At 61.3% G+C, this 13,769-nt stretch carries 13 protein-coding genes; 7 read left to right on the forward strand and 6 right to left on the reverse strand.

The genetic code is table 11. The features are described from left to right. Positions 1-144 precede the first annotated feature (144 nt). Both AB1J88_RS09135 and AB1J88_RS09140 read right to left on the reverse strand, forming a co-directional pair. Positions 145-1,932, reverse strand: coding sequence for a thiamine pyrophosphate-requiring protein (locus tag AB1J88_RS09135; protein WP_430290877.1), 1,788 nt, complete (start codon positions 1,930-1,932; stop codon positions 145-147). 222 nt (positions 1,933-2,154) lie between these two features. Next, complete coding sequence (locus AB1J88_RS09140) at positions 2,155-2,430, reverse strand: DUF2798 domain-containing protein (protein WP_430290878.1); 276 nt, start codon at positions 2,428-2,430, stop codon at positions 2,155-2,157. Between the two features lie 126 nt (positions 2,431-2,556). Here AB1J88_RS09140 and AB1J88_RS09145 point away from each other — a divergent pair, with 126 nt between their 5' ends. Then, the gene (locus AB1J88_RS09145) at positions 2,557-3,486 is read left to right on the forward strand and encodes a LysR family transcriptional regulator (RefSeq protein WP_430290879.1); all 930 of its coding nucleotides are present in this window, start codon (positions 2,557-2,559) and stop codon (positions 3,484-3,486) included. A gap of 33 nt (positions 3,487-3,519) precedes the next feature. On the opposite strand, the gene AB1J88_RS09150 is transcribed toward AB1J88_RS09145, so the two are convergent. Beyond that, entirely contained in the window at positions 3,520-4,413 is an 894-nt protein-coding gene (locus AB1J88_RS09150) for a LysR substrate-binding domain-containing protein (protein WP_430290880.1), read from the reverse strand. A 176-nt stretch (positions 4,414-4,589) separates the two neighbouring features. On the opposite strand from AB1J88_RS09150, the gene AB1J88_RS09155 reads away from it, so the two are divergent. The 3 genes from AB1J88_RS09155 (at position 4,590) to AB1J88_RS09165 (ending at position 6,710) form a co-directional block, all read left to right on the forward strand. After that, entirely contained in the window at positions 4,590-5,210 is a 621-nt protein-coding gene (locus AB1J88_RS09155) for a LysE family translocator (protein ID WP_430290881.1), read from the forward strand. A gap of 73 nt (positions 5,211-5,283) precedes the next feature. Further along, complete coding sequence (gene yghU / locus AB1J88_RS09160; RefSeq protein WP_430290882.1) at positions 5,284-6,123, forward strand: glutathione-dependent disulfide-bond oxidoreductase; 840 nt, start codon at positions 5,284-5,286, stop codon at positions 6,121-6,123. A 230-nt stretch (positions 6,124-6,353) separates the two neighbouring features. Further along, positions 6,354-6,710 (forward strand): hypothetical protein, encoded by a 357-nt coding sequence (locus AB1J88_RS09165; RefSeq protein WP_430290883.1) that lies wholly within the window; start codon positions 6,354-6,356, stop codon positions 6,708-6,710. On the opposite strand, the gene AB1J88_RS09170 is transcribed toward AB1J88_RS09165, so the two are convergent. The 3 genes from AB1J88_RS09170 to AB1J88_RS09180 all read right to left on the reverse strand — a co-directional run bounded on the left by AB1J88_RS09170 (position 6,707) and on the right by AB1J88_RS09180 (position 9,858). Further along, entirely contained in the window at positions 6,707-7,435 is a 729-nt protein-coding gene (locus AB1J88_RS09170; protein WP_430290884.1) for a type 1 glutamine amidotransferase, read from the reverse strand. The two genes, AB1J88_RS09165 and AB1J88_RS09170, sit on opposite strands and share 4 nt — an antisense overlap. Positions 7,436-7,556: 121 nt before the next feature. Then, positions 7,557-8,753: an MFS transporter gene (locus tag AB1J88_RS09175; RefSeq protein WP_430290885.1), complete on the reverse strand. Its 1,197-nt coding sequence runs from the start codon at positions 8,751-8,753 to the stop codon at positions 7,557-7,559. Positions 8,754-8,808: 55 nt separating this feature from the next. Next, entirely contained in the window at positions 8,809-9,858 is a 1,050-nt protein-coding gene (locus AB1J88_RS09180) for an NAD(P)-dependent alcohol dehydrogenase (RefSeq protein ID WP_430290886.1), read from the reverse strand. A gap of 160 nt (positions 9,859-10,018) precedes the next feature. Between AB1J88_RS09180 and AB1J88_RS09185 the strand changes: the two genes are divergently transcribed. The 3 genes from AB1J88_RS09185 (at position 10,019) to AB1J88_RS09195 (ending at position 13,752) form a co-directional block, all read left to right on the forward strand. Next, a complete protein-coding gene (locus AB1J88_RS09185; RefSeq protein ID WP_430290887.1) occupies positions 10,019-10,951 on the forward strand; it encodes an AraC family transcriptional regulator N-terminal domain-containing protein in 933 nt (310 codons plus the stop codon). An 87-nt stretch (positions 10,952-11,038) separates the two neighbouring features. Continuing rightward, positions 11,039-11,494, forward strand: a complete 456-nt coding sequence (locus AB1J88_RS09190) for a (2Fe-2S)-binding protein (protein WP_027613020.1) — start codon at positions 11,039-11,041, stop codon at positions 11,492-11,494. Then, positions 11,494-13,752 carry a molybdopterin cofactor-binding domain-containing protein gene (locus AB1J88_RS09195; RefSeq protein WP_430290888.1) on the forward strand — a complete coding sequence of 753 codons (2,259 nt, stop codon included), beginning with the start codon at positions 11,494-11,496 and terminating at the stop codon, positions 13,750-13,752. The genes AB1J88_RS09190 and AB1J88_RS09195 overlap by 1 nt, the downstream gene beginning before the upstream one ends. The last annotated feature ends 17 nt before the right edge of the window (positions 13,753-13,769 follow it).

Consider the following 13,769-nt stretch of genomic DNA (forward strand, 5'->3'; position numbering starts at 1 on the left):
AATACCTGTGGGAGCTGGCTTGCCAGCGAAGGCGTCGACACCTCCACAATCGCTGTGCCTGACACAACGCTTTCGCGAGCAAGCTCGCTCCCACAGGTTTCGGCGGTGCTCACAGCCTTGGTGCACGACGAAGTGCCTTCACGATTATTTTTTGCCGGGCAGGACGCTGGCCAGCACCTGCTTGGCGGCTTGCACGATCACGCCCGCCTCGTCCGGGTCGCCCTTGAGCAGGGTCGTGGCAAATTTCTTCGCCTGTTCGAGTTTGATGTGCGGCGGCAATGGCGGCACGTTGGGGTCGGTCTTGAACTCGATCAGCACCGGCACGTCCGAGGCCAGTGCCTGCTCCCAGGCAGCGGCGACGTCTTCTTCGCGGTCGACGAAAATCCCTTTCAGGCCGATGGAAATGGCGAACAGGTGATACGGCACATCGGGAATGCTCTGCGAGGCTTCGAACTTAGGATCGCCCTCCATCACCCGCTGCTCCCAGGTGACCTGATTCAGATCCTCGTTGTTGAACACCGCGCAGATCCATTTCGGGCTGCTCCATTGGCGCCAGTATTTGGCGACGGTGATCAGTTCGGCCATGTTGTTCATCTGCATCGCACCGTCACCCACCAGCGCAATCACCGCGCGCTCGGGGTGCGCGAACTTGGCCGCGATCGCATACGGCACGGCAGCGCCCATCGAGGCCAGGCCACCAGACAGCGAACACTGCATGCCGCGGCGAATCTTCAGATCACGGGCGTACCAGTTGGCGCAGGAGCCCGAGTCGCTGGTGATGATCGCCTGCTCCGGCAGGCGCGGTGACAGTTCATACACCACCCGCTGCGGATTGATCGGATCAGCTTTGGCCATCGCACGCTTTTCCAGGGTTTTCTCCCAACTGCCGCGCCAGCCCTCGATCTTTTTGCGCCACTTGTGCGAGGTCTTCTGTTCGAGCAACGGCAGCAGCGCGGCAAGGGTTTCGGCGGAGTCACCGACCAGATTGACCTCCATCGGATAACGCAGGCTGAGCATGTCTGGCTGCAGGTCAATCTGCACGCCGCGCGCCTGACCTTCCTTGGGCAGAAATTCGGCATAGGGAAAACCCGAGCCGATCATCAACAAGGTGTCGCATTCACTCATCATCTTGTAGCTCGGCTCGGTGCCCAGCAGGCCGATACTGCCGGTGACCCACGGCAAATCGTCCGGCAGCACGGCCTTGCCGAGTAACGCCTTGGCGACGCCAGCACCGAGTTTTTCCGCGATGGCGATCACTTCATCCGTCGCTTGCAACGCGCCAGCGCCGACCAGAATCGCGATTTTTTCACCGCTGTTCAAAACGTCGGCGGCGCGCTGCAGATCCGCCTCGTAGGGCAGCACTTTCGGCTTGGTGTATCCGACGCCGGAATGCGCAGTGCCGTGTGCCCGCGCCGGTGGCTCGTACGCAAGATCCTGCAAATCATTGGGCAGAATGATCGCCGTCACCCGCCGCTCGCCAACTGCCGTACGCACGGCGCGATCAAGCAAATGCCGCACTTGCGACGGCGCCGACGCCTGCTGCACAAACGCCCCGGCCACATCCTTGAACATCGACACCAGGTCCAGCTCCTGCTGGTAATGACTGCCGAGCGCCGTCCGTGCCTGCTGGCCGACAATTGCCAGCACCGGTTGGTGATCCATCCGAGCGTCGTATAACCCGGTGATCAGGTGCGAAGCACCCGGCCCCGAAGTAGCGATGCAAACACCCAGCTCGCCCGTGAACTTGGCGTGGGCCGAGGCCATGAAGGCGGCCATTTCTTCGTGACGGGCCTGAACGAATTCGATCTTGCCATTGGCTCGGGCGAGCGCGCCGAACACGCCATTGATGCCGTCTCCCGGATAACCAAAAATCCGCGTGACGCCCCATTGGCTGAGCCGCTCAACCAGAAAATCGCCCACTGTCGTCGTCATTTCGTTCCTCGCCTGTCACCGATACATGAAGCCTGCCCGGCGAGACATCCGCCGGGCGGTACAAGGGTCTGGACAGTTTCGGAGCGCGCGAAGTTTCGATTGTTTTTATCCGACAGCCTTGCCGAACCGCTCCCTGTAGGAGCTGCAGAAGGCTGCGATCTTTTGATATGCAAAAACAACATCAAAAGATCGCAGCCTTCGGCAGCTCCTGCACGGGGATCATCAACGATGCGGATGCACCGTCATCGCCACCAGTTTGATCACGATCGGCCGCACCACGAGGATGCACAAAAACGCGACCGGCATCGCCAGCTTGTAGGCGTGCAGCGCATTACTCAGGTAGTCGTTATCAATTCCGGAGTTGGCGGCGGTGATCACCAGCGACATCAGGAATGCCATGATCGTCGCCATGTACAACGCAAACACGTAGGGCGTCGCTCGTGACGACAACTTGCGACGCAGCGAATACAAGGCATCGGTAGTGGTTCTTTGATTCATATGGCTTTTCCATCCATTGACAGGGAGCCGGCACCTTAGCAAAGCCCCCAGCCCTCAACTAGACGGCCTGCCTTAGGTACTTTATAAAGCACAACTTACGAATCAAACCCACACGGCGGGACACGGATGAATCTGTTGGCGGCGATTGCCAGTTTTATCAAAGTGGTTGAAGCCGGCTCAATCGTCGGCGCCGCCAAGGCCTTGGGCGTCAGTGCGGCAGCGGTCAGCCAGACCCTCAATCGCCTGGAAACGCACCTCGGCGTGCGCCTGCTGCAGCGCACCACCCGCCGCATGGCCCTCACTGAAAATGGCGCGCTGTATTACGAGAAAGTCAAACGCATCGCGGCGGACCTGGAGTCGGCGCAAAGCGCGATCATCGGCGACGAAGGCGAACTGCAAGGCCGCTTGAGCATTGCCTCCACCAGCGCATTCGGTCGCCACGTATTGGCGCCGTTACTCGCCAGTTTCTCCGCACTGCATCCGCGCCTGCTGGTCGAGCTGTCGACCACCAATGGCAAGATCAATCACATCCAGAACGGCATTGATCTGAGCCTGCGGATCAAACCACAACTGGAAGACGGCATCGTCGCACGCCGAATCGTTTCCCTGCCTTTCATCTTCTGCGCCGCACCCGCCTACCTTGCACGCGCCGGCGTGCCGCAATCACCGCAAGACCTGCAACACCACGCCTGCCTGGCGTTCCGTTACCCGTTGGATGGGCGCTTTCTGCGCTGGGGTTGCATCCGAAACGGCCAACACTACGACGCTCCGATCAACGCCACCGCCATCAGCGACGACATCGACGCCCTGGCGCAAATGGCAGTCAACGGCGCAGGTGTCACGCGTCTGGCCGAATTCGTCGCCGCGCCCTACCTTGAAAGCGGTCAACTGGTGCAACTGTTCGAAGATCTTCCGGGTGAAACCCACGGGCATGTCGAACCGATGGACATCTATGCATGCGTGCAGGAACGTGCGGCGATGACGCCGAAGGTCAGAGCCTTCATGGATTATTTGACGGAGCACCTGAACAGGCGCTGGCCAATGCAAGCCCGTTGATCATGCCTGGCTGATGAATGCAGCGCTCTGTCTTCAAGGCTGCAGATCACCCCCGAGCCATTGGCTGCACGCGCTCATCTGCTGGCTAATCCACTCGCGAAAAAGCATGGCATTGGCACTCTGTTCGAAGGGTCGCGGTGACAGCAGGCAATAACTCGAACCGTCGCGAACGAAGCCGAACGGCGCGATCAACTGGCCGGACTTGAGTTCGTCCTGCACCATCAGAAACGACGCCATTCCGACGCCCAGCCCGGCCAGCGCGGCCTGAATGCACAGGTAGAAATGCTCGTAATCGACCCGACTGACATCCGATGCGTTCATGCCAGCCAGTCGTATCCAGTTGTCCCACGCCTGCGGGCGCGTCTTGCTGTGCAGCAGGCAGGCACCACGCAAATGATCACCGTCAGGTCGACTGGACGGCACGCAGACCGGGCCGATCCACTCTTCACAAAGGGTCACGCCGTGCACGGTTTCGTCCCAATGGAAATCGTCGCGGCGGATCGCCAGATCCACGCCTGAACGAGCGAAGTCGATCGGCCCGCCGGCCGTCAGCAATTGCACTTGCAACTGTGGATGCGCGCTGTGGAAGTCGGGCAAACGCGGGATCAGCCACTTCATGGCGATGGTCGGCTCGCAGGACACCACCAGCACGTCATCGTGGACTTCGCGTTGCAGGCGATAAACCGTGCTCTGCAACTGTTCGAACATCGGCGCGGTGACATTGAACAGCAAACGTCCCGCGTGATTGAGAAAGATCGCGCGATTACGCCGTTCGAACAACTCGACCCCGATCGCCTCCTCCAGCAAACGCACCTGGCGGCTGACTGCGCCGTGGGTGACGTGCAGCAGCTCGGCAGCCTTGACGAAACTCTGGGTCTGGGCGGCGGTGTTGAAGAAGCGAAAGGCAGCCAGCGGAGGCAGGTTCATATAGACGATGATTTCTCACAGATTTTCGCGACTATAAATCGTTTTTTTTGCCAGTGACAATTCCCCATCATGGCGCCACTCGGAGCCTGCCGCACCTTTCCAAGCGTTTGAAAGAATGACTGCGGACTGTGCATCTGTGAAATCAAGTAGCGCAAATAACGCGATGGAGCGTATGGATGAATGAATTGTTTTTGATGATCGCCATCACTGTTCTGGCGGTGATCAGTCCCGGCCCGGACTTTGCCATGGTCACTCGCAACAGCTATGCCTACGGGCGGCGCAGTGGTTTGCTGGCTGCGCTGGGCATCGCCTGTGGCGTGCAGGTTCATGTGTTCTACACGGTGTTCGGGGTGGCGCTGATCATCACCCAATCGCCGCTGCTGTTCTGGATGATGAAACTGCTGGGTGCCGGCTACCTGGTCTATCTGGGCATCAAATCCTTCACCAATCAATCGGTGCTGACATTTACCGATGCGAGCGCTTCCGCACCCCGTGCCTGGAAGGTGTTCTGCTCAGGTTTTCTGACCAATGCACTGAATCCGAAAACCATGTTGTTCGTGGTGGCGGCGTACAGTCAGGTGGTGGAGCCAGACAGTTCGCTGACGATGAACTTCGCCTATGGCCTGTTCATGTCGGTCATTCATTGGCTGTGGTTCAGCCTGGTCGCGCTGTTTTTCTCCACCGAACGGTTGCGCCGGCGCCTGCTGGAAAAACAGCGGCTCCTCGACAAGGTCATCGGGATCGCGTTGATGGGTCTGGCGGCGTGTTTGATCATTCCGGGGGTTGCGCAGTCTTGAGCTAGAGCGTTTATGCTGTCTGGTCTGATACCCGTCAGGTCATTCTCGGCAAGTTCACCATGAGGCCCATTTCATGAGTAAAGCGCCCTACGTACCGCCCAAAGTCTGGAAACACGAAGCCCCGTCCGGCGGCCATTTCGCTAGCATCAACCGCCCGATTGCCGGGCCGACGCATGAAAAGACCCTGCCAGTGGGCAAACACCCGCTGCAGTTGTATTCACTGGCGACGCCCAATGGCGTCAAGGTGACCATCCTGCTGGAAGAATTGCTCGCACTGGGGCACACCGAGGCCGAGTACGACGCCTGGCTGATCCGCATCAACGAGGGCGATCAGTTCTCCAGCGGTTTTGTCGAGATCAATCCGAACTCGAAGATTCCGGCGCTGCTCGACCACAGCGTACAGCCGCCGATTCGGGTATTCGAATCCGGTTCGATCCTGCTGTATCTGGCAGAGAAATTCGGCGCCTTCCTGCCGAAAGATCCGGCTGGCCGCACGGAAACCCTGAACTGGCTGTTCTGGCAGATGGGCGCCGCACCTTATCTGGGCGGTGGCTTCGGGCACTTCTACGCGTATGCGCCGGAGAAGCTCGAATACCCGATCAACCGCTTCACCATGGAAGCCAAGCGTCAGCTCGATGTGCTTGACCGGCGCCTTGGCGAGAGCCGCTATCTGGCGGGCGACAGCTACACCATTGCGGACATCGCGGTCTGGCCGTGGTACGGGCAACTGGTGCGCAATAACGTGTATTCGGCGGCCGAATTTCTATCGGCTCAGGACTACAAACACGTGCAGCGCTGGGCCGAAGACATCGCCCAACGCCCTGCGGTGATGCGTGGCCAGCGCGTCAATCGCACCTGGGGTGACGAGGCGAGCCAGGTTGCTGAACGGCATCAGGCCAGCGATCTGGACTGACGCCACATTCCCACAAAGATTTGTGCTGGACAGGGGCATCCCGGTTCACAGCAACCTTTGTGGGAGCGAGTTTGCTCGCGAAGGCGCCAAGTCAGTCAACACTGACATAACAGACCTACCGCTTTCGCGAGCAAGCTCGCTCCCACAGGGAATTCGGGTTGGACATGAGGATTTGTGAACCTCAGCAATTACAGTGAGACCACACCACCACTGTCGTATAAGGATCTGCAATGCCTGTTGGAAAACGAGAACTGGCGCGGATCGAGCGGCGCTTGATTGCCACGCTCACCGACGCATGTGAAAGCGCAAAAGCTGAAATCCAGGGCTTCACCTGGCTGACCCATACCGCTGACCTGAACGCGTTGGCGGCGACCCTGAAAGTGATCTGGGTGTTCGATACTGAGGCCGACAAACATCTCGCCCTCACACAAGCCAAAGCACGGATCTTCGAACTGACGGCCACCGCGCTGAGGGAGGCCGATATCGACCTGCCCGCATCAGAGCGCAACGTGTGTTTCGACTCCGAGCAAGCGTGCATGCGTTCTCACGGTGGCAACTGGCGTGAGCGTTTGGCCCGCTATTCCTAGCCCTTGCGTTGCTGTTGATACTGCGCCACCAGCTTGTCGAGGAACTCGAACAGCTTAAGGTTCATCTGCTCATAAGCGTTGGTGCGAAGCGCCGCCGGCTGCTGAACGAAACGACAATCCAGCGCCGCCGCCAGCTCGTCAGGGGACGCGGCAATCAAACGCTCCACGACCTCCGCGGTGAACTCCATGTGGCACTGGAAGCCGTAGACAAGATCGCCGTACTCGACAATCTGGCGCGGACAGCCCTCACTGACGGCGAGGACCTTCGCCTGCGCCGTCAGCCCCGGCATATCGTTGTGCCAATGACCGACGTCGAGCGCATCGCCGAAGTGCGCCACCTTGGCGTTGTTCTTGCCCGCCTCGGTCAAGGTGATCGGAAAATTGCCGATTTCCTTTTCCGGGCTGTGACCATGCGCAGCACCCAGCGCTTCGCCGAGCAATTGCGCCCCCAGGCAAACGCCTACCACTGCCTTGTTCGCGTTGATCGCTCTAACGATCAGGTCGCACTCGGCAGCCGCATCGAAATGCGGACATTCCTCTTTGCTCGTCGCCGGCGATTGCGGGCCGCCCAACACCACCAGCAGGTCGATGTTCTCGACGCTCGCGGGCAAGGCCTCAAACGCATGCACGCGCGAATAACTCGCTTCATGGCCACGTTCGCACACCCAGGTTTCATAGGCGCCGGGCGATTCGAATGCTTCGTGAACCACGAAATGAACGTTCATTGGAAATCCTTGATGAGGGGCTGGATGAGTGATGCGCCAAAGACTATATGACACATAGTGTCATTGGCAAATCCGTTGCTGGAGCAGAGCTGCCAACTCCACGATCACTCTCGCACTTCTCTCAACCAGTCGCGTTCGACTCGACAAAATGCACTTGTGCAGCGCTGCGCCCCGCTAACCAGGCGAGCATCGACGCAATCACCAACACCGCCGCGCTCAGCTCGAAGGTGGCTTTATAACCGCTCAGATCAAACGCCAGGCCACCGACGATGGCCCCTCCGGCGATTGCCAGTTGCACGATGGCCACAAGCAAGCCTCCGCCGGCCTCAGCATCCTCCGGGAGCGTCTGTGCCAGCCATGTCCACCAGCCCACGGGCGCCGCCGTGGCGACCAGCCCCCACAATCCGAGCAGCACCGCAGTCAGCAGCGGTGATGCGCCGAAGTTGACCAGCGCCAGGGCGATGACCGCCATCATCAGCGGGATAACCGTCAGCGTGCGGTACAGGCCGGTGCCGAGGAATCTTTCGATCACAAAGGTCCCGATGAACCCTGCAAGCCCCAGTCCCAGCAGCATCAAGGACAGGGTTGAGACGCTGACCCCGGTGACCTCCTCCAGAAAGGGCCGCAGGTAGGTGAACAGCATGAATTGCCCCATGAAAAATACGCTGACAGCGACCATCCCCAAAGCGACTGGCCATTGCTTCATCAGCCGCAGGGCGTTGCCGCGACCGGCCTGACGCTCGAGCTTGAAGGACGGCAGACTGATCAGCAGCCATATGGCCGCCAGCGCCGCGACCGGAACCACGCAGAAAAATGCGCCGCGCCAGCCTATCAACGCGCCGAGGAAACTCCCCGCCGGAGCGGCAATTACCGTCGCCAGCGCGTTGCCGCCGTTGACGATCGCCAGTGCCCGGGACACTTGGTCAGGCGGCACCAGACGCATCGCGGTTGCCGCTGACAACGACCAGAAACCGCCGATCGCGATGCCGATCAAGGCCCGCCCGAACATGAACGACGGATAGCCCGGCGCGAACGCGACCACCGTGCCCGAGACGATCATCAGCAAGGTCAGCCCCAGCAACAGCGTTTTGCGCTCGACACGAGCGGCAACCGCTGCAATCACCAGGCTGGTCACCAGGGCGAATGCACCGGACACGGAAATCCCCTGCCCGGCCTGGCCTTCGCTGATCTGCAGTTCGGCGGCAATCGGCGTCAGCAGACTGACCGGCATGAATTCTGAAGCGACCAGGGCGAAGGCGGCCAGAGACATGGCCAGCACCGCGCTCCAGCCGCGCTGTTCTGTAGAAAGGGAAGTCATGGGAACTACCTGTATGGCGAGAGGCGTCCGGGCGATGGCCCGGACGCACTGTTTTTCACGGTGCCAGCGTCGCGTTGTCGATCACGAAACGGTATTTGACGTCACCTTTGAGCATGCGCTCGTACGCCTCATTGATCTGCTCGGCACGGATCAGCTCGATGTCCGAGACGATGCCGTGTTCGGCACAGAAATCGAGCATCTCCTGAGTCTCCGGAATGCCGCCGATCATCGATCCCGCGAGGGTGCGACGCTTCATGATCAGGTTGAACACGTTCGGCGAAGGATGCGGCGACGCCGGTGCCCCCACCAGCGTCATCGCGCCGTCACGCTTGAGCAGCACCAGCAAAGCGTCGAGGTCGTGGGGGGCGGCCACGGTGTTGATGATCAGGTCGAAGCTTTTCAGGTGCGCGGCCATTTGCTGCGCATCGCTTGAAACCACCACCTCATCGGCGCCGAGGCTTTTCGCGGCCTCGCGTTTCGATTCGGACGTGGTGAACGCCACTACGTACGCGCCCAACGCGTGCGCCAGTTTGATCCCCATGTGGCCCAGACCACCGATGCCGACCACGCCGACTTTTTTGCCGGGGCCGGCGTTCCAGTGCCGCAGCGGCGACCAGGTGGTGATGCCCGCGCACAGCAGCGGCGCCACCGCAGCCAGTTGAGTTTCAGGATGACGAATCCGCAATGCGTAGCGCTGGTGCACCACGATCGCTTGCGAGTAACCGCCCAGGGTCCAGCCGGGCGCATCTGCAGTCGGGAAGTTGTAGGTGCCGATCATGCCGTCGCAGTAATTCTCAAAACCCTCGGCACACTCTTCGCAATGTTTGCAGCTGTCGACAATGCAGCCGACGCCGACCAGATCACCCGGAGCGAAGCCGCTGACCTGTTGGCCTACGGCGGTGACCCGACCGACGATCTCGTGACCGGGCACGCAAGGATATTGTGTGCCCTCCCATTCGGCCCGCACCTGGTGCAGGTCGGAGTGGCAGATACCGCAATAGGCAATCTCGATCTGCACGTCTTCCGGGCCGGGATCGCGACGGGTGATGCGCAGAGGTTCAAGCGGTTTGTCGCCCGCATGGGCGCCATAAGCGAAGACTTGCATGGTGGCTCTCCTGTAATGGTTTGACACATTCTCCCGGTCGATTCACCTCTGCCCTAGTGCATTCCTCTTGAATGCTTGCCTGATCCTCTGAGGTTGCGGGGTGGTGTATAGGAAACGCCTGTGCAGCGGATTAGAGTTCGATCAACAGGAGTTGTCCGACATGATCCCTACCCCGCTGCGCCACGCATCACCTTTGGCGTTGAACATTGACCCGCGCGTGAGCGTGCCGGGTGACTTCGCCACGGCGATACCCGGCCTGTCGCTGTTTCGTCGCGATCAGCCGGCGCCTCCCGCCGTGTGCATGATCGAGCCGAGCCTGATTCTGGTGGGCCGTGGGGAAAAGCGCTTGTGGGTCGGCGGTGAGGGTTACCGCTATGACCCTTCGCGATTTCTGGTCACTTCACTGGATCTGCCCGCCAATTCCGAAGTGATGCTTGCCAGCCCCGAACAGCCCTGTGTCGGGCTGGTGCTGAAACTGGATGTCGGCATGCTCGCCGAAATCCTCAGCAAAGGTGGCTTGCCTGCGAAACGGCAGCCGTCGATGAACGCGGGCGCTGGCATTGGCAGCATGTCGTCCGCGCTGGAAGGCGCGCTTGAGCGCCTGCTGGCATTGCTCGACGAGCCTGAAGCGATCCCGGTACTGGCGCCGCTGGTGCTGCGGGAAATCCACTATCGGCTGCTCCATACCGATCAAGGCGCGCGGCTGCGGCAGATCACGGCCGTCGATGGCCAGGGTTATCGCATCGCCAAAGCCATCGACTGGCTCAAGGTCAACTACACCGAGGCGCTTCGCATCGATGAATTGGCGGCACGGGTGCAGATGAGCGCACCGACTTTTCACCACCACTTCCGCCAACTCACCGGCATGAGCCCGCTGCAGTACCAGAAGTGGCTGCGATTGAACGAGGCGCGCCGATTGATGTGGATGGAGCGTCTGGACGTTTCGCGAGCGGCGTTTGCGGTCGGCTATGAAAGTCCTTCGCAGTTCAGCCGCGAATACGCACGCCTGTACGGCACCGCACCCAGTCGGGACATCGCGCTACTGCGTGGCGAACCCTTCGCCGCAGAAGCGCTGGGTAACGCGGCCAGTTGAGCAAGAACACGCGTTACCGGTGAGGCGCCACGCCGCGTTTCACCACTTATAAAAATGCACGTCAACCGATGATCGAGCGGGTGAACCATGGAACTACGAATCAACCAGAAAACCTATCAGGTCGATGCCGACGCCGATACGCCCTTGCTGTGGGTGATCCGCGATGACCTGGGCATGACCGGCACCAAGTACGGCTGTGGATTGGCGCAGTGCGGCGCCTGCTCCGTGCTGGTGGACGGCAACGTGGTGCGCTCGTGCGTCACGCCGGTGGCCGGTGTGGTCGGCCGCGAGGTCACCACGATTGAGGCGATCGAGGCCGATGACGTCGGCAAACGGGTGGTCTCGACCTGGGTTGATCTGCAGGTCGCCCAGTGTGGCTACTGCCAGTCCGGGCAGGTAATGGCCGCCACGGCGCTGCTCAAGCAGAACCCCAAACCCAGTGATGCGCAGATCGAGGCGGCGATGGTCAACCTGTGCCGCTGCGGCACGTACAACGCCATTCATGCCGCTGTGCATGAGCTGGCCGGCAAGGGAGACGCCTGATGAACGTGCGTATCGATCCTGCTCAGGAAGCCTCAGCACTGACGCTGCACGAACCGATCAATGTGTCGCGCAGACGCTTTCTGGCCGGCACCGCCGTCGGCGCACTGGTGCTCGGCTTCGGCCTGCCGCTGGGCACGACGCGCGTGCAAGCGGCAGCGGCAGCGGCGTCGGCCACTGCCGAACGCGGCACGCAGGTGCCGGCGTTTCTGGAAATCCGCCCGGACAACCGCGTGCGCCTGCTCTGCCCGTTCATGGAAGGCGGACAAGGTACGTTCACCGCGATGGCGCAGATCGTCGGTGAAGAACTGGATGCCGACCCGGCGACTTTTCTGGTCGAAGCCGCGCCACCCGGCGAAGCCTATGTCGTGATGGAAAACGGCATGCGCATCACCGGCGGCAGCATGTCGGTGCGCATGAGTTACCCGGTGATGCGCCGCCTCGGCGCCCTCGCCCGCGCCATGCTGCTGCAGGCCGGTGCGCAGAAATTTGGGGTGCCGGTCAGCGAGCTGAGCACCGAACCCGGCAAAGTCGTGCACGCCAGGTCGGGCCGCTCGCTGGCCTACGGCGAACTGGCCGAACACGCCATGGATCTGCCGGTTCCCGATCCGGCCTCGGTGCAGTTGCGTGATCCGAGCCAGTTCCGCTGGATCGGCAAACCGGTGAAACGCGTCGATGCCTACGACAAGTCCACGGGCAAGGCGCTGTACAGCATCGACCTGAAGGTCGACGACATGCTGCATGCCGCCGTTCAGCATGCCCCGCGTTTGGGCATGACCGTGGGCAATTTGCGCAACGAAGAGCAGGTCAAGGCGATGAAAGGCGTGCATTCCGTGCATCGTCTGCCGGGTGCCGTGGCGGTGGTCGCCGAGCGTTGGTGGCACGCCAAACGTGCAGTGGAAGCAATACAGGTCGACTGGCAAGAGCCAACCGCCGACAGCAAAGTTCGGCCGATGCCCGCAGACTTTTCCAGTGATGCCTGGCTCAAACGCCTGGCTGACGACAAAGGCCCGGCCAGGGATGATGAAAATGAGGGCGACGTGGCTGCAGTTCTGGCCAGCGCCAAGACCCGGATTGACGCCACTTACCACAACCAGTACTTGAACCACGGACAACTGGAGCCGCCGTCGGCGCTGGCCCGCTTCAATCCCGACGGATCACTGGAAGTCTGGCTGCCGAATCAGGCGCCGGACATGTTCCGTGCCGACATCGCCAAACGCACGGGGCTGGACCCGTCGCGCATCACCTTGCATTCGCCATTGCTGGGCGGCTTCTTCGGTCGGCATTTCCTCTACGACGCCGCCAGTCCCTACCCTCAGGCGATTGAGTTGTCCAAGGCGGTTGGCCGCCCGGTCAAACTGATCTGGAGCCGCGAGGAAGAGTTCCTGCGCGACGTGCTGCGTCCTGTAGCCGCGGTGAATTTCCGCGCCGCGCTGGACAATGAAGGCTGGCCGCTGGCGATCGAAGCGATCAGCGCCACCGAAGGCCCGACCGAGGCGCTGGCCGGCAAACAGGGTGAGAAGCTCGACCCGACGGCGCTTGAAGGCTTGTCGGGCAAGTCCTATGCAATCCCCAACAAGCGCATCGCGCAGATCTACGCCAAAGGCCCGGCGATGCTCGGTTACTGGCGTTCGGTGGGCAATTCGCTCAACGATTTCTTCTATGAGTCGTTCCTTGACGAACTGGCCGACAAGGGCGGCAAGGACCCGTTCGAACTGCGCCTGCATCTGCTGCGCGACAACCCGCGACTGACCACGCTGCTGCACGCAGTGGGCGAGCTGTCGGGTGGCTGGAAGCGTGGACCGTTTACCGCGGCGGACGGCAGCAAACGTGCGCGAGGCGTGGCGATGGCTTCGCCGTTCGGGACCCAGACGGCGGTGATCGCCGAGGTCTCCATCGAGCACGGTCAGGTCAAGGTGCACGACATCTGGCAGGCAATCGACCCCGGCAGCATCGTCAACCCGGCGATTGTCGAAGCGCAGGTCAATGGCGCGGTGGCGCTGGGACTGTCGCAGACCCTGGTGGAGGAAGCCGTGTGGATTGATGGCAAACCGCGCGCGCGCAACTACGACTTGTATCCGATCCTGCCGCCTGCGCGGATGGCCCGGGTCCACGTGCGTGTGGTCGAGAGCGGGGAAAAAATGGGCGGTATCGGCGAACCACCGTTGCCCGCTGTCGCGCCCGCCGTCGCCAATGCGGTGGCAACGCTGACCGGGCAACGGGTGCGCAGCCTGCCCATGAGCCGCCACACCTTCACTTGAACAGCGCCGGAGCGTCC

The organism is Pseudomonas sp. S8, from assembly GCF_050473925.1.
GTDB lineage: Bacteria > Pseudomonadota > Gammaproteobacteria > Pseudomonadales > Pseudomonadaceae > Aquipseudomonas > Aquipseudomonas parakoreensis.